The 14,916-nt window shown below is 62.1% G+C and carries 14 protein-coding genes and 2 pseudogenes; 8 read left to right on the top strand and 8 right to left on the bottom strand.

Features of this window, described 5'->3' with window-relative positions:
• Positions 1-112: 112 nt before the first annotated feature.
• Positions 113-1,021, bottom strand: coding sequence for a sigma-54 interaction domain-containing protein (locus tag K7I12_RS06655; RefSeq protein ID WP_231663592.1), 909 nt, complete (start codon positions 1,019-1,021; stop codon positions 113-115).
• Positions 1,022-1,657: 636 nt separating this feature from the next.
• Between K7I12_RS06655 and K7I12_RS06650 the strand changes: the two genes are divergently transcribed.
• The 3 genes from K7I12_RS06650 to K7I12_RS06640 are packed head-to-tail and all read left to right on the top strand — an operon-like array spanning position 1,658 to position 3,686.
• On the top strand, positions 1,658-2,506 hold the full coding sequence (locus K7I12_RS06650; protein WP_084173352.1) for a CsgG/HfaB family protein: 849 nt from the start codon (positions 1,658-1,660) through the stop codon (positions 2,504-2,506).
• Entirely contained in the window at positions 2,490-3,236 is a 747-nt protein-coding gene (locus K7I12_RS06645; protein ID WP_031383067.1) for a hypothetical protein, read from the top strand. The genes K7I12_RS06650 and K7I12_RS06645 overlap by 17 nt, the downstream gene beginning before the upstream one ends.
• Positions 3,237-3,287: 51 nt before the next feature.
• Positions 3,288-3,686 carry a hypothetical protein gene (locus tag K7I12_RS06640; protein ID WP_031383066.1) on the top strand — a complete coding sequence of 133 codons (399 nt, stop codon included), beginning with the start codon at positions 3,288-3,290 and terminating at the stop codon, positions 3,684-3,686.
• Between the two features lie 26 nt (positions 3,687-3,712).
• On the opposite strand, the gene idi is transcribed toward K7I12_RS06640, so the two are convergent.
• The 3 genes from idi to fadB all read right to left on the bottom strand — a co-directional run bounded on the left by idi (position 3,713) and on the right by fadB (position 7,835).
• The gene (idi, locus tag K7I12_RS06635; protein WP_231663590.1) at positions 3,713-4,252 is read right to left on the bottom strand and encodes an isopentenyl-diphosphate Delta-isomerase; all 540 of its coding nucleotides are present in this window, start codon (positions 4,250-4,252) and stop codon (positions 3,713-3,715) included.
• Positions 4,253-4,448: 196 nt separating this feature from the next.
• Positions 4,449-5,627 carry an acetyl-CoA C-acyltransferase FadA gene (gene fadA, locus K7I12_RS06630; RefSeq protein WP_031383064.1) on the bottom strand — a complete coding sequence of 393 codons (1,179 nt, stop codon included), beginning with the start codon at positions 5,625-5,627 and terminating at the stop codon, positions 4,449-4,451.
• 27 nt (positions 5,628-5,654) lie between these two features.
• Entirely contained in the window at positions 5,655-7,835 is a 2,181-nt protein-coding gene (gene fadB / locus K7I12_RS06625) for a fatty acid oxidation complex subunit alpha FadB (protein ID WP_231663588.1), read from the bottom strand.
• 199 nt (positions 7,836-8,034) lie between these two features.
• On the opposite strand from fadB, the gene K7I12_RS06620 reads away from it, so the two are divergent.
• Together K7I12_RS06620 and slyA are read left to right on the top strand one after the other, a co-directional pair.
• Positions 8,035-9,174, top strand: a complete 1,140-nt coding sequence (locus tag K7I12_RS06620) for a DUF5924 family protein (protein WP_231663586.1) — start codon at positions 8,035-8,037, stop codon at positions 9,172-9,174.
• A gap of 65 nt (positions 9,175-9,239) precedes the next feature.
• Complete coding sequence (slyA, locus tag K7I12_RS06615) at positions 9,240-9,689, top strand: transcriptional regulator SlyA (protein WP_031383061.1); 450 nt, start codon at positions 9,240-9,242, stop codon at positions 9,687-9,689.
• A gap of 28 nt (positions 9,690-9,717) precedes the next feature.
• Here the strand turns inward: slyA and K7I12_RS06610 are convergent, their stop codons facing one another.
• On the bottom strand, positions 9,718-10,242 hold the full coding sequence (locus tag K7I12_RS06610) for a preprotein translocase subunit YajC (RefSeq protein WP_231663584.1): 525 nt from the start codon (positions 10,240-10,242) through the stop codon (positions 9,718-9,720).
• 96 nt (positions 10,243-10,338) lie between these two features.
• Between K7I12_RS06610 and K7I12_RS06605 the strand changes: the two genes are divergently transcribed.
• Positions 10,339-10,794 (top strand): universal stress protein, encoded by a 456-nt coding sequence (locus tag K7I12_RS06605; RefSeq protein WP_031383059.1) that lies wholly within the window; start codon positions 10,339-10,341, stop codon positions 10,792-10,794.
• A gap of 48 nt (positions 10,795-10,842) precedes the next feature.
• Here the strand turns inward: K7I12_RS06605 and K7I12_RS17655 are convergent.
• Both K7I12_RS17655 and K7I12_RS06600 read right to left on the bottom strand, forming a co-directional pair.
• Positions 10,843-11,058: pseudogene (locus K7I12_RS17655) on the bottom strand (ABC transporter ATP-binding protein); the annotation flags it as partial.
• A gap of 291 nt (positions 11,059-11,349) precedes the next feature.
• A pseudogene (locus K7I12_RS06600) lies at positions 11,350-12,774 on the bottom strand (ATP-binding cassette domain-containing protein); the annotation flags it as partial.
• Positions 12,775-12,914: 140 nt separating this feature from the next.
• Between K7I12_RS06600 and K7I12_RS06595 the strand changes: the two are divergent.
• Both K7I12_RS06595 and K7I12_RS06590 read left to right on the top strand, forming a co-directional pair.
• Complete coding sequence (locus K7I12_RS06595) at positions 12,915-13,757, top strand: TatD family hydrolase (RefSeq protein WP_442908027.1); 843 nt, start codon at positions 12,915-12,917, stop codon at positions 13,755-13,757.
• The gene (locus K7I12_RS06590; protein ID WP_231663576.1) at positions 13,757-14,242 is read left to right on the top strand and encodes a hypothetical protein; all 486 of its coding nucleotides are present in this window, start codon (positions 13,757-13,759) and stop codon (positions 14,240-14,242) included. The genes K7I12_RS06595 and K7I12_RS06590 overlap by 1 nt, the downstream gene beginning before the upstream one ends.
• Positions 14,243-14,255: 13 nt before the next feature.
• On the opposite strand, the gene K7I12_RS06585 is transcribed toward K7I12_RS06590, so the two are convergent.
• A complete protein-coding gene (locus tag K7I12_RS06585; RefSeq protein WP_231663575.1) occupies positions 14,256-14,840 on the bottom strand; it encodes an elongation factor P hydroxylase in 585 nt (194 codons plus the stop codon).
• Positions 14,841-14,916 lie beyond the last annotated feature (76 nt).

Below are 14,916 nucleotides of genomic sequence, written 5' to 3'. Positions count from 1 at the left end.
GTGTGTCTCGACGCTGGGTAATTGATCAAAACGTGACCGATTCTTGCTGAATCCAGCATGAAGAGCTGGCCTGATCACTCAGCAGGCCGAACTCGCGCCAATGGTGCAATATTCAGGCTAGCAATGCCGCCGCTCGCTGAATGTTTCCCCCACAAGCAGCTATGGCATGCTCGATCGCATCTCGCTCGATCATCCATAGTGGACGAACGTGTGCAGAGGACACCTCGTCAGGAACTTGCTTGAACGTTGGGGGCAGAGGCACCCTTCGCGCCGCTACAGATAGTTCGAGCATATGCTCGGTTAGTTCCTCGCCGTCATGCATGACGACCGCACGTCGGATGACATTTTCCAGTTCGCGGACATTGCCTGGCCAACTGTAGCACCGCAGGGCATGCTCGGCTTGATGCGAAATCCGTTGAAAGGCCTTGCCCTCCGACCCGGCATAGCGCGCCACCAACGCACGAGCGATCTCGACGATGTCATCGCCTCGGTCGCGCAACGGTGGCAATGCAACGGGAATTACATGCAGGCGGTAATAGAGATCCTCGCGAAAGCGGCCCTCACGGACCAGCACGGAAGGATCGACGTTGGTGGCGCAAACGATACGACAATCGACGACACGCGGCGCCGTCGCCCCCACGGGAATCACCTGACCGGTCTGCAGGAATCTCAGCAGCTTGCTTTGTACATCGAGACTGAGTTCGGCGACCTCGTCCAGAAACAACGTTCCGCCATCTGCCGCCATGGTATAGCCGTCTCGATCACAGGAAGCCCCGGTAAAGGCGCCCCTCAAGTGGCCGAATAATTGCGACTCGAAGAGTTCAGACGGAATCGCCGCACAATTGACGGCGATGAAAGGGCCTTGATGGCGCTTTCCGTATTTATGGAGAACACTGGCGCAGAGTTCCTTGCCGGTGCCACTTTCTCCGCTAATAAAAACGGGCGCATCGGAACGTGAAACTTGCTTCAGCTTTTTGTATAACATTTTCATCGGCAGCGAGTCACCGATAAAGGCGCTCATGACCCGAGGATCCGTTGCCGCACCTTGCCTGCTTGAAAGATATGATTCACAACCCATAACAAGCCCCCAGAAAACTTCTAGATTCATTTGTTTAATAATTTTATTGAGTTATATAACATCAACCAACACACTAAGCATCTTTATTACTTTTTCAATCGCTTACATCCAATAAAACGCAGACTAACCGAACGTCGCCAGCTTGCAACAATAAAAGCAAGAGCACAGCCATTAAAAAATCAACGCAAACCATTGAAAACTAATCCAAATTACTGAAAAATTAAATAGACGCCCTGTCATAGCTCTCAAAAACCCCAAAAAAACATTATGCCAACATCTGCGAAAATAACAAAAAAGCATCAACGAGCTAATCGATATTACCTACATCAAAACATTAGCAAAGTGCGCAACCATCGCTCACATCAAGTCTCGATCTTCAAGCGTCATCAACTTATAAACTCTGAGGCTGGTCACACTAATAAGAATTTTTCAAAATACAAGGCATTTTGCAAAAAACAACAATAACATCACGCCATTATTGTCCAACAACTCATTGCCAGAAAGAGAAAATGAATATTTGGCACACATGATGCTTAAAGGATAGCCAAGCACTTACGGACTATCTCGGGTGAATAACACATGCTCAATTTCAAGTATTATCCGGCGCTCTTGTTCGTTCTCCTGGGTAGTGGTTGTGCAGCAGTCGATCCGGACTTCGAGCATGTGAAGCCGCTGCTAGGGCCGCCCGTGACCAGCAATAACACACCCTATAGCCAATGCCTGGCCGATCTCGACAAGTTACCGGCTGCCAATAATCTTCCAGTGATTGCCGTGGGCCAGATCGCCGACAAGACCGGCCAACGTACCTATACCACGGTTACTGAAAGCACCGCGCTCACCCAGGGTGTCTCGGAAATGCTGATCAGTGCCCTGTACAAGACGGGCAAGGTCAACCTCACTGAGCGCCTCGACGTGCGCGTGCCACTGGCTGAGCAGCAGCTATTCGAACGCAATGCGATGGCCTACGAGCCCAAGCCTATCGCCGTTCTGCCGGCCAACTTCGTGATCCTCGGCGCGCTCACCGAACTCAACTACAACATTGCCAGCGGCGGGGCACGTCTCTATGTCAGTGGCATTGGCGGCGGTGTTCGTACGGCGGTGATCAACGTTGGAATCGACCTACGCCTGGTCGATGTCAGGACTTTCCGAACGCTCTATGTCACCAGCCTGCAGAAGCAGATCGTCGGTTACGAGGTGGAAACCGGGATCTATCGTTTTTTTGGCAACCAACTCATCGAATTCGACGCCGGCGGTGTCAGGAATGAACCCCTGCAACTCGGCGTTCGATCGGTCGTGGAAATGGGTACCTACCAGATCCTGACCGAAGGCCTGGGTCTTCCGATACCAGACGGGGAGACCTGTCAGCCGGAAACCGGGCAATACCTAGCCGTAAGTCAAGAGGAACGCAACAATGAAACAACTGAATAAACTGGCCTTCGCCATCAGCGCCGCAAGCGCCATGGTGCTGGGAATCTCGCAGGCTCAGGCCTTTGATAGATCTGACTGGGATTGGGATCTTGATGTCGATACATATGTTGATCAAGATATCGATATAAATGTGGGTCTCGATGATCCCAGCGGGCTCGCACTAGCCGAGATCGACCAGACATTCACCGGCAGTGTTAGTGCTACCAGTAACGTCACCAACATCGACAACATGGTCAAGCCGGACAAGACCATCGATGCCGACTGGTGGTCCACCGGCCATGGCAAAGGCGGCGTCGACGTCGACATCAACTACGACTACTCGGCCATCGGTAATGGCGCCATCGAAAGTGCAGCGACCGCTGTCGCCAATAACGCCAGTGTCGAAACCGACGTGCAAACCAACCTGGATAGCAACCAGATCTGGTACGGCTCGGGCAGTATCAGCGCCAGCTCCACGGTTGCTGGGATCGACAACATGACCGTTGACAGTGCAGCGACGGCTGTCGGCAATAACTTGTCGCTGGATCTTCAGGCCAATACAGCTGCAGACTCCATCCTGCTTGCTAACATTAACCAGGTCGGCACAGGCAGCGTATCAGCCTACTCCTACGTCAATGACGTAAGCCTCATGGTTACTGATCCTGGAACATTGAAAGGCCCTGAGATCAGCTCTGTGGCAACAGCTGTTGGTAACAACGTCAACGTCAGCCTGGGTAGTTTCAGTAACTGACAACATCAGGGACTGCCGGGGGGCATTCGCCCCCCGGTTCGGGAGAACCTTATGAACCTATTGGACAAGGCGCTTGCCCACGAAAAAACGCTCATCCCGATCCGCGTTTTACTGGCTATCGGCGCTTGGATGACAGTCTTCCCGATTGCACAAGCCGGTGACGGTTCCTTGATCGGCCCGCAACCGTATAATTTTCCGGCTCGAAGTGCCCAGGCCGCGGCGATACTCTACGAAAGCAAGCAGAACGCTTCATCTTCGGGCTCCTCCGGCTCCGCCACCATATATAGCAATACGACTATTTCTGCTACCAATTGGCAGCAGATCGAGATGACACTGGGTGACAATGCTCAGGGATCGTTAAGCACCGATTCCAGTCAGACATCTAACGGTGGGACAGCCACTTCACAATCGGACTTCCTGAGTTCACAGGAAGAAGCGCTGGCCCAGTAACCGAGACTTATCTCGGGCGAGAATATTTACGGCTGACCTTGCAAGCGTACGATGCCGGTCTCGCCCGAACGCCTCAGATAAATTCGCAGCCAAGGCGTGAATGCGCATGGTGACTCGGCGATCTCTTGACGTAGCGCTACGATATCCAGCCAACGGTAGTCGCTGACTTCAGCGGGGTCGGGCCGAATCATCACTCCTTCGGCTTCGCATTCGGCAGAAAACAGATGCACGTGCTCATTTTCCACCAGACCACTGCCGACATCGGCCCGGTAATCCATGATACCGGCGCTGTGCACCGGTAGATCCAAGCCCATTTCCTCCTTGAGCCGGCGGTGAGCGCAGTCGATTACCGCCTCGCCCCAGTCGGGATGCGAGCAGCAGGCGTTGGCCCATTGTCCAGCCGAGTGGTATTTGCCCGGGGCGCGCTGTTGCAGCAACACTTGAGTGCCCGAGAACACGAAGACCGAAATGGCGACGTGGCGCGTTCCCAGACGGTGCGCCCCGAGCTTGTCGATGGGATACAACTGGCCACCTTCGTCAATGGCAGTGATCATGCGTTGTTCCATGACGCCTCCTCGCTGGCCTGCCTTCAAGTATAACCGATCGATACGTCGCGCCGCTTGTAGCTTGGGCTCGCCATACGCCGGTATCCGCGCACCAGAAAGCCGCCCGTAGGCGGCTTGGAAAGCGGCGCGAGTCCTTCACCCCGCCCTGTGTTTGATGCTGGAGTCAGGTAAGGCCCGCCTGGAAATCACGCCGCTCTTATTTGAGACGCTCGAAGATCGTCGCCACCCCCTGACCCATGCCGATGCACATGGTCGCCAGTCCCAGCGTGGTGTCCTGCTGACGCATCACGTTGAGCAGGGTGGTCGAGATACGCGCGCCCGAGCAGCCCAATGGATGGCCCAACGCGATGGCGCCGCCATTGAGATTGACGGCCTCGTCCATGCGCTCGCGCAGGCCGAGCTCCTTGAGCACCGTCAACGCCTGGGCGGCGAAGGCCTCGTTGAGCTCGACGCTCTGGATGTCGTCGATCTTCAACCCCGCCGCGGCAAGCGCCTTCTTGCTCGCCGGCACCGGGCCATAGCCCATGATCGAGGCGTCGCAGCCGGCCACGCCGGTGGACAGCACCCGGGCGATCGGCTCGAGCCCCAGCGCCTTGGCACGCTCGTAACTCATCACCGCAAGGCCCGACGCGCCCACCGACAGCGCCGAGGACGTGCCGGCCGAGACGGTACCGCCTTTGGGATCGAAGATCGGCTTGAGCTTGGCCATGTCCTCGAGGTTGGCGTCGATACGCACCACCTCGTCGCGGGTCACGAGCTGCCGGAAACCGTCGCTGTCGTGGCCCTCGACACCGATGATCTCGTTATCGAAATAGCCCTTCTCATTGGCCGCGAGCGCACGCTGATGAGAACGCACCCCGAACTTGTCCTGCTCCTCGCGAGTGACGCCGTGCATCTTGCCCAGCAGTTCGGCAGTCAGGCCCATCATCATCGCCGCCTTGGCGGCGTGCTTGCTGGCCGCCGGATTGACGTCGACGCCGTGATCCATCGGCACATGCTCCATGTGCTCGACGCCGCCGATGACGTAGAAGTCGCCCATCCCGGCCTTGATGTTGGCGGCGGCGATGTGCAGCGCGCTCATCGACGAACCGCACAGGCGATTGACGGTCTGCGCCGGTACCGAGCGCGGAATGCCGGTCATGATCGCCGCGTTGCGGGCGATGTTCATGGCCTGTTCGAGAGTCTGGTTGACGCAGCCCCAGATCACGTCATCGACCTCGGCGGGGTCGAGCTTGGGGTTGCGATCGAACAGCGCCTGCATCACCGCGGCGGACAGGTTCTCGGCGCGCACGTTGCGAAACGCCCCGTTCCTGGCCTTGGCCATGGCGGTGCGTACGGCATCGACCACCACGATGTCTCTGGAATTCAAACTCATCTCGTCTCTCCTGAAATACGTGGCGGATCAGGCCGGGTTGTGGCTGGAAGTCGCATCGGCGCTATAGAAACGCTCGCCGTTGGCGGCCATCTCGCGTAACCGCCGGGTCGGCGCGTAAAGCGGCCCGAGCTCTTCGGCCAGGCGCTCGGCCAGCGCCACGAACTCGGCCACGCCCATGGCGTCGATGTAGCGCAACGCGCCCCCGCGGAACGGCGGGAAGCCGATGCCGTAGATCAGCGCCATGTCGGCTTCAGCCGGGCTGCCGACGATACCGTCTTCCAGGCAGCGCACGCTTTCCATGCACAACGGCACCATCATCCGCGCGACGATCTCGTCGTCCTCGAATTCGCGCTTGGCAACGGCCACCTCGCCGGCCAGCGCCCTGGCCTGCTCATCAGAGACCTTGCGTGGCTTGCCCTTCTTGTCTTCCTCGTAGCGGTAGAAGCCCTTGCCGTTCTTCTGGCCCAGGCGGCCGTTTTCGTACATCACCTGAATGACGGTTTTCTCGTCACGTGCCATGCGCTCGGGGAAGCCCTCGGCCATCACCTCGTTGGCGTGTACCGCGGTGTCCATGCCGACCACGTCGAGCAGGTAGGCTGGCCCCATCGGCCAGCCGAATTTTTCCATGACCTTGTCGACGTGCTCGAAGTCGGCGCCCTGCTCGACCAGGAAGCTGAAACCACCGAAGTAGGGGAACAGCACGCGATTGACCAGAAAGCCCGGGCAGTCGTTGACCACGATCGGCGTCTTGCCCATCTTGCGGGCATAAGCCACGGTCGCCGCCAAGGCGGCATCGCTGGTCTTCTCGCCGCGGATCACCTCGACCAGCGGCATGCGGTGCACCGGGTTGAAGAAGTGCATGCCGCAGAAGTTCTCGGGGCGCTTCAGGTTCTGCGCCAGCCGATTGATCGAGATCGTCGAGGTGTTGGAGGTAAGAATGGTGTTCTCGCCGACCTGGCCTTCGACCTCGGTGAGCACCGCGTCCTTGATCTTGGAGTTTTCGACCACCGCCTCGACGATAAGATCGACCTCGCCGAAATCGCCGTAGGAAAGCGTCGGGCGAATATTGGATAGCGCCTCGGCCATCTGCTCGGTAGTCAGCTTGCCGCGCTCGACCTGCTTGGCAAGCAGCTTGCGCGCCTCCTTCAGCCCCAGTTGGACGGCCTCCTCGTTGATGTCCTTCATCAGGATCGGCGTGCCCTTGTAGGCGCTCTGGTAGGCGATCCCGCCGCCCATGATGCCGGCTCCAAGCACCGCCGCCCGGTTGACCGGCGCGGCCTTTCTCTCGTACTGGCTGCCCTTCTTCTTGACCAGCTGGTCGTTGAGGAACAGCCCCACCAGGTTGTAGCAGACATCGCTCAGCGCCAGCTTGGCGAAGGCCTTGGCCTCGATCGCCTGAGCCCGTTCGCGGTTTTCTCCCGCCCCTTTCTGGATCACCTTGATGGCTTCGATGGGTGCCGGATAGTGCGGCCCGGCCTTGCCGGCGACGTAGCCCTTGGCGGTCTCGAAGACCATCATCTGCTCGATGGCGTTGAGCTTGAGCGGCCCGGTCTTCTCCGCGCGACGTGCCCGATAGTCCAGCTCACCGTCATTGGCCCGCGCCAGGATGTCCAGCGCCGCGGCTTCGAGCCGCTCGCCCGGCACCACCGCATCCACCGCGGCGATCTTCAACGCCTGGTTGGCCCCGTTCTGGGAGCCGGCGGCGATCCACTCGATGGCGTTGTCGGCCCCGGTCAACCGCGACAGGCGCACGCAACCACCCCAGCCCGGCAGGATGCCCAGCTTGGTTTCCGGCAGGCCGACCTGGGCCGAATCCGCCATCACCCGGAAGTCGGTGGTCAGGGTGACCTCGAAACCGCCCCCCAGTGCCAGGCCATTGATGGCGGTGACGGTGGGAAAGGGCAGGTCCTCGATACGATTGAACAGCGCATGAACCTGCTGATTCATGTCGACCAGATAGTCCTCGCCCTTGGCGAACAGCGCGTGAAACTCGGTGATGTCGGCGCCGACGATGAACACGTCCTTGGCGCTGGCGATCACCAGCCCCGTGATGCCCCGCTCGGTATCGAGCGCATCGATTGCCTCTCTCAGTTGCGCAATGACGGTGCTGGAGAGCTTGTTGATCGATTCGTCCTGCAAGTCGAAGGTCAGCATGGCGATGCCATCGCTGCGTTTCACAACCGACAGGGCGCTGCCTTGGTAGATCATGGACCCATCTCCACGGGTTGAGAAGAACATTCATACAAGCGTTTGAATACAGCTAGCTTGAGTCAAGCCCGGTGACTTCGTCAAGCACTGAATGGCGACCCGTCGGCGCTGTCGCACCGGGGCGACTCCCTCAGGCGCGGCGACAGCTGCTAGGATGCGCGACTTCGCACCGACCACGAGCCCCGACCGAGTCAGCCCAATGCCCGCCGCCGCACAGCCTCGTCTGACTCGCCTGAATGACTTCATCGAACGCTGGGTGAGGCGTTTGCAGCCTTATGCCTGGCTGTGGCCGCCCATGGCGTTTGTGATCGGTGCGCTGAGTTTCTTCCTGGTCGACCGCCAGCAGGCGCTCGGCGTCATGCTGGCGCTGGGGCTACTGCTCGCCTGGCTGCTACTGCTTTCAGAAAGCATGATAGGCCGTATCCTGGCGCGCCGGGGTTATCCCACCCTGCCCTCGGGGGTGACCACCTTCATCGCCCAGATGATTCATCAGGAGACACTGTTCTTCACCCTGCCTTTTCTGCTGGCGACCACCGTGTGGGCCAGTGGCCAGGTATTCTTCACCCTGGCGATGATCGGCTGCGCTTTACTCTCGATTCTCGACCCGCTGTATTTCAAGCTCGCCGAGCGTCATCGCTGGCTGTATTTCGCCTTTCACGCCCAATGCGTATTCCTGGTAGTGCTGGTCACCCTGCCCCTGATGCTGCAACTGACCACCGGCGAGAGCCTGTTGCTCGCCGTGCTGGCGATCATGATCTTCGGCCTGCCGAGCCTGATCCATCTGTTGCAGCCCAAGGGACTGCTACGCTGGCTGGCGATGATCGGCCTGGCGCTGCTGCTGGGCGCTACCGCCTGGGCCGGCCGCGCCTGGGTGCCACCGGCGACGCTGTGGCTGACCGGCACCGCGCTTTCGCCGAGCTTCGATGCGAGCCGCCGCCAACCCAGCGGCAGGCTCACGCTGACCAATAGCGCGCTGCGCAATCAAGGCCTCTATGCATATACGGCGATCCGCGCGCCCCGCGGGCTGCGCGAGAAGATCTATCATGAATGGCGCTACGAGGGACAACTGATCGACCGCATCCCCTTGATCATTGAAGGCGGGCGCGACCAGGGCTACCGCGCCTGGACGCACAAGCAGCAGTTCCCCCTGGACAGCGTCGGGCGCTGGCGCATCGATGTGGTGACCGCCACCGGTCAGCTTATCGGCGTGATGCGCTTCACGGTCACCGAATCGGCCGCACGGGCCGACACGGCCGATGGCCTGATTCGCTCTCCCGTCGGCATTCCCGGCCTGGACGTGCGGCAACTGTTGCCTGGCGGCGAGAAGACCCAACCTTAGGGGTTGCATTGCGCCGCGGTTTACGGACAATCGACTGAATATTAGCCTGCGAAATGACAACCCCAATGCCTGAGACCATCGGATTCAAACTGTCCCGCCTGCCGCGCCTGTGGCGCGCCATCCTCGATGAGCGTCTGGCGCCGCTGGACCTGACCCAGACCCGCTGGGTCACCCTCTACCATCTCTGGCAGATGGGCGATGGCCAGCCGCAGTGCGACCTGGCTCGCGCCATCGGCGTCGAGGCGCCCTCGCTGGTGCGTACGCTTGATCAGTTGAGCGATCAAGGCCTGATCGAGCGCCGCCCCTGCCCCAACGACCGGCGCACCAAGCGGGTCTACCTGACCGAAAGCGCCATGCCCATGCTGGAACAGATCGTATCGATTGCCGACCAGGCGCGCACCGAGATACTCGAAGGCATCTCGCCCCAGGAAGTCGCCACTCTCGAGGACCTGCTGAACCGCATCGAGCGCAACGCCCAGCGTCTACAGACGCGCAGCCCCGGGGGCGATTGCTAGCACCACCGCCGCCCGCGCCTTCGGGGCGCTAGCCAGGCGGCACATTGGGCGCGCCGCGGCTTGTCTCATCGCCTTCCAGGGCATCGCGCAGCCTCGCCATGGACCTTTCGATGTCGCTGAACGCCGCCGCGTCCAGCGACTCGCCCCACCACAGCCATAGATGGTCGCGAGTCGACTCGAGCACCAGCGCATCCTCCGGCAAGCGCGCCAGGAGTTGCTGCAGCCGTTGGTCCGCCTCCGCGGGCAAGCGCCGCAGCGGCTCGATCCGCCAACGCCAGTTCGTCCCGTACGGCTTCAACTGCGTACTGGCATGCGCCTCGCGCACCAGTACGCAACGCGGTCCTGGACGCGTCTGCGGGTAACGCCAACGATAGCTCGCCAGGTCGGCCGGTGCCATGTGCAGCGGCGACTTGGAAAACCCCACAGAAACGCCTGCCTCCCGCGCCGCCTGGCGCAATGCGGCGATCCGGTGGTCGCGTCGCGAGGGCCGCAGCCACACGGCCGGCGAAATGATCGCCAACATGGTCACTGCGAGAATCAGCCAAAACGTCATGTCGTATCCTGAAACGTTGATTAGGCTCATTGTGAGGCAAACACTCTCGATTTAGAGTGACTGCATCCAATCGTTGAATGAGGGAGGGCCCTTCCCATGAGTAACGAATACCATCATGTGCTGGTCGCCGTGGATCTGACCAAGGATTCATACAAGGTGCTGGAGCGCGCCATTCCCATTGCTCGACGTAATCACGCCAAGCTGTCGGTCATGCATACCCTGGAGCCACTGGGCTTCGCCTACGGTGGCGACATCCCCATGGACTTGACCAGCATTCAAGATCAACTCGACGACCATGCCAAGCATCGCCTGGCCGAGATCGCCGATCCCCACGACATCCCGCGAGAAGATCAATATGTAGTGGTGGGTATGCCGGATACCGAAATCCACCGTTTCTCGAAGGAACATGGCGTCGATCTGATCGTGGTCGGTTCGCATGGCCGCCATGGCTTCGCCCTGCTGCTGGGTTCGACATCCACGGGTGTGTTGCATGGCGCCGAATGCGACGTCCTCGCGGTACGCGTCGGCAAGGACGGCGAAACCGACGAATGACCGGCCGCCTGAACATGACCACGGGCCGCCAGCCGGCCCGTGGTCGTGCTATTCGCCGTGCGTCATGGCCTCAAGCTCCATCCAGCGCTCCATCGCCGCATCGAGCTCCGCCTGCCTGGCGGACAGCGCCTCGAGCGACTGGCTCACCGTCTCGGCATCCTGCCGATAGAATCCCGGGTCGGCGATCTGCGCTTCGAAGTCGGCGATCTGCGCCTCGAGCGACTCGATGGTCGCCGGCAGGCTATCCAGCTCGCGCTGCAGCTTGTAGGAAAGCTTGACAACCTTCCTGGCGGGCTTTGCCGTAGCGTCGTAGGCCGTGGACTCAGGCTTCCCGCCGCCTTCGTTCCTGCTCCCCTTGTCGACGCCCGCCGCATCGAAGGCCCAGGGCGCCGGCGGCAATTTACCGCCCTGGCGCACCCAGTCACTGTAGCCGCCGACGTAGTCGTTGACGCGGCCGTTGCCCTCGAAGGCCAGCACCTCGGTGACCACGTTATCCATGAACACCCGGTCGTGGGAGACCAGCAGCAGCGTTCCCGCAAAGTCGAGCAGCAGCTCCTCGAGCAGTTCCAGCGTCTCGACGTCGAGATCGTTGGTCGGTTCGTCGAGTACCAGCACGTTGGCCGGCTGGGTGAACAGCTTGGCCAGCAACAGCCGATTCGACTCGCCGCCCGACAGCGCCTTGACCGGCTGGCGGGCGCGCTCGGGGGTGAACAGGAAGTCCTGCAGGTAGCTGATCACGTGCTTGTCCTTGCCGCCCACGCTGACCCGGTCGCTGCCCTGGGCGACGTTGTCGTAGACGCTCTTCTCCGGCTCCAGCCCGGCGCGCAGCTGATCGAAATAGGCCACGCTGATGTTGGTGCCCATGCGCACCCGGCCCTCGCTGGGCTCGAGTTCGCCGAGCAGGATCTTGAGCAGCGTGGTCTTGCCGGCGCCGTTGCGCCCGATCAGCCCCACCCGATCGCCACGCTGGATCTCCAGATCGAGATCGCGAATCACCCAGTCGTCGCCGTAGCGCTGGCTGACGCGGCTCAACTCGACCACGCGCTTGCCGCTGCGCTCGCCGCCGTCGACGCGGATCGTCGCCCGGCCCTGGCGCTCGCGGCGTTCGGCGCGCTCGCCGCGCATCTTCTGCAGGGCGCGCACCCGGCCCTCGTTGCGGGTCCGCCGCGCCTTGATGCCCTGGCGAATCCACGCCTCCTCCTGGGCGAGCTTCTTGTCGAACTCGGCGCGCTCGCGGGCCTCGACCTCGAGCTCGTGATTCTTCTGCGCCTGGTAGCGCGCGTAGTCGCCGGGGTAGCGCCCCAGCCGGCCGCGATCGAGTTCGAGGATGGCGGTGGCCAGGCGCGACAGAAAGGCCCGGTCGTGGGTGATGAACAGCACCGCGCCGGCGAATGCCGCCAGCTGCTCCTCGAGCCAGGTGATGGTGTCCAGATCGAGGTGGTTGGTCGGCTCGTCGAGCAGCAGCAGGTCGGGATCGGCGACCAGTGCCCGGGCCAGCGCCACGCGCCGCCGCCAGCCACCGGACAGCGCGCTCATCTGGCTGTCGGCGGGCAATCCGAGCCGGGTCAGCACGCTATCGATGCGCTGATGGAACGACCAGCCGTCGATCGCCTCGAGCCGCGTCTGCAACTGCGCCAGGCGGTTCATGTCGGGATCGTCCGACTGGATCAGATGATGATACTCGGCGAGCAGTTCGCCGGCCTGGGGCAGCCCCTGGGCGACGACGTCGAAGATCGTCTCGCCGCTGGCCACCGGCAGATCCTGGGCCAGCACGCCGATGCGCAGGCCCGGGGCGCGCCAGATGTGGCCGCCGTCGGGAAGATTGTCGCCGGCCACCAGCCCCAGCAGGGTCGACTTGCCGGTGCCGTTGCGCCCCACCAGCGCCAGACGCTCACCCCGTTCCAGGGTCAGGTCGGCGCCATCGAGCAGGACTTGTGGGCCATAGGCCAATTGCAGCTGTTCGAGCCGTAGCAGCGTCACGCCTACCTCGTCGTGGAGAGTTTCAAGAAGAATATGTTTCAGGAACGGGCATTGTAACGCATGGCCGGCGCCGCGTGGCCTTGGGTACAATGATCGTTCCCGCGACCCAGGAGATCGACGTGAGCGACACCTCGCCAGGCATCGCCGACAGCGCCAACCCGTTGCCCGACACGCTGCGCTTCAAGGCCGCCGCGCCGCTGGTCGACATCGGCGCCAACCTGACCCACGACAGCTTTCGCCGCGACGTTCAGGCGGTCATCGAGCGCGCCCGCGATGCCGGCGTCGGGACGCTGATCGTCACCGGCACCGACCTTGAGCATGCGCATCAGGCCCTCGAGCTGGCCGCGCGCCATCGCGGGCTCCACGCCACCGCCGGCGTGCACCCCCACGAGGCCAGCCAATGGTCGGCCACGCTGGCCAAAGAGTTCGCCGCGCTGTACCGCGAGCCGGGAATCGTCGCCGTCGGCGAATGCGGGCTCGATTTCAACCGCAACTTCTCGTCACCGGCCGATCAGGAGCGCGCCTTCGAGGCCCAACTGGGGCTTGCCGTCGAGGCCGGCCTGCCGCTGTTCATCCACGAGCGCGATGCCGGTCCGCGCATGCTCGAGATGCTCAGGAGCTGGCGCGACGACATCGCCGACGCAGTCATCCACTGCTTCACCGGCGAGCGCAAGACGTTGCATGGCTATCTCGATCTTGACCTGCACATCGGCCTGACCGGCTGGCTGTGCGACGAGCGTCGCGGCCATCACCTGCGCGAACTGCTCGCCGACATCCCGCTCGAGCGGCTGATGGTCGAGACCGATTGCCCCTACCTGCTGCCGCGCAACCTGCCGGCCAAGGCGCCCGGGCGACGCCACGAGCCCGCGCTGCTACCCTGGATTGTGCGCGAGATCGCCCACTGGCGTGGCGACGGCGAGGGCGACATCTGCCGGGCGACCACGTCGACGGCGCAACGCTTCTTCCGCTTGGAGGATAACTGATGGCGGATTATCCCGGCTTTATCACCATCGAGACCGGCGAGGACGATGCCCTCCCGCTGGCCATCGCCTGGGCGCTGCCCGATGGCCAGATCAAGCACACCCTGATCCAGCCCGACGACGCGTGGCTGAACGACGAACTGCTCAAGCTCGGCGACTACAGTCTGGAGGAGCTGCGCACCTTCGGCGTCAGCCCGCTGGACGTGATCCGCGAGCTCGAAGGCGATCATTTCAGCGCCACGCTGTTCACCGCCGGGGTGTTCGACGACGAGGCCGGGTTGTCGCGGCTGTTCGACGACTATGGCGTCGACCCGTTCGTCGAGCTGGCCCCGGCCGAGAGCCTGTACCCCGACCTCGCCACCGGCGAATGGGCCCGCGCGCGCAACGAGCTGTTCGGCGAACTGGGCCTCGAACCGTTGCGCCCCGATCATGAAGTGCAGGTCATGCTCTACCTTCATCAGCGCCTGATCGAGGACGCCGCCAGCTAACCTGGCGCATCCGTCACGATATGCAGCCCCCCGCCGCGCCGCGGGCCAGCCGCTCATGGCCCATGGCGACCGCCGCATCGCGCGACACGCGGTCACGATAGAACGCCTCGAGCGCGGTGCAGAAAGCATCGCCACGCCGCGGTAGCCCCTCGCGCCGGTAACGCTCGGCGCGGGCCTCGACGCGCGCCCTGAAGGCGTGGCGATCGACCGCCATGTCACCGAGGTTATCGACGCTGACGTGGAAGCGTCGCCGACAGGCCCGCGAGAACAGCAACTCCAGGGCCTGCGGCGCCACCTCGGCGTTCTCGAACGCCTGCTGCATGTTGCCATCGCGCCCATCGGGGCAATACCAGTAGCCGTAGTCCTCGAATTGCCGGCGACGCTCGCCGGCGATGCACCAGTGGCTGATCTCGTGCAGCGCGCTGGCGAAATAGTCGCGCGTGAAGATCACCTGGTGGTGGCCATCGCCATGCGCGGCAGGCCGGTACAGCGGCTCATCGCCGCCGCTCACCAGCCGGGTGCGGTGAACGGCGCCAAACAGACCGTCGAACAGCGCGATGACGTCGTCGATGCGATGGGAGCCGCTAGCTTCGTTCATGGCCGACATTATACGTGTCGTCCGCTCGACTGGCATCCGCTTGCTGGGCCCGGCCCTGCGACGACGGTCGCCGTAG

Origin of the sequence: Halomonas sp. IOP_31, assembly GCF_021151495.1 — a bacterium.
In the GTDB taxonomy this organism is placed as follows: domain Bacteria; phylum Pseudomonadota; class Gammaproteobacteria; order Pseudomonadales; family Halomonadaceae; genus Modicisalibacter; species Modicisalibacter zincidurans.
The sequence above is the reverse complement of the archived record's forward strand: the minus strand, read 5'-3'. Positions and strand labels throughout refer to the sequence as shown.

Excerpts from the sequence above, each read along its gene's own strand:
- K7I12_RS06655 (WP_231663592.1), bottom strand. The coding sequence starts at position 1,021 with ATGAGCGCCTTTATCGGTGACTCGCTGCCGATGAAAATGTTATACAAA.
- K7I12_RS06650 (WP_084173352.1), top strand. The coding sequence starts at position 1,658 with ATGCTCAATTTCAAGTATTATCCGGCGCTCTTGTTCGTTCTCCTGGGT.
- K7I12_RS06645 (WP_031383067.1), top strand. The coding sequence starts at position 2,490 with ATGAAACAACTGAATAAACTGGCCTTCGCCATCAGCGCCGCAAGCGCC.
- K7I12_RS06640 (WP_031383066.1), top strand. The coding sequence starts at position 3,288 with ATGAACCTATTGGACAAGGCGCTTGCCCACGAAAAAACGCTCATCCCG.
- idi (WP_231663590.1), bottom strand. The coding sequence starts at position 4,252 with ATGGAACAACGCATGATCACTGCCATTGACGAAGGTGGCCAGTTGTAT.
- fadA (WP_031383064.1), bottom strand. The coding sequence starts at position 5,627 with ATGAGTTTGAATTCCAGAGACATCGTGGTGGTCGATGCCGTACGCACC.
- fadB (WP_231663588.1), bottom strand. The coding sequence starts at position 7,835 with ATGATCTACCAAGGCAGCGCCCTGTCGGTTGTGAAACGCAGCGATGGC.
- K7I12_RS06620 (WP_231663586.1), top strand. The coding sequence starts at position 8,035 with ATGCCCGCCGCCGCACAGCCTCGTCTGACTCGCCTGAATGACTTCATC.
- slyA (WP_031383061.1), top strand. The coding sequence starts at position 9,240 with ATGCCTGAGACCATCGGATTCAAACTGTCCCGCCTGCCGCGCCTGTGG.
- K7I12_RS06610 (WP_231663584.1), bottom strand. The coding sequence starts at position 10,242 with ATGACGTTTTGGCTGATTCTCGCAGTGACCATGTTGGCGATCATTTCG.
- K7I12_RS06605 (WP_031383059.1), top strand. The coding sequence starts at position 10,339 with ATGAGTAACGAATACCATCATGTGCTGGTCGCCGTGGATCTGACCAAG.
- K7I12_RS06590 (WP_231663576.1), top strand. The coding sequence starts at position 13,757 with ATGGCGGATTATCCCGGCTTTATCACCATCGAGACCGGCGAGGACGAT.
- K7I12_RS06585 (WP_231663575.1), bottom strand. The coding sequence starts at position 14,840 with ATGAACGAAGCTAGCGGCTCCCATCGCATCGACGACGTCATCGCGCTG.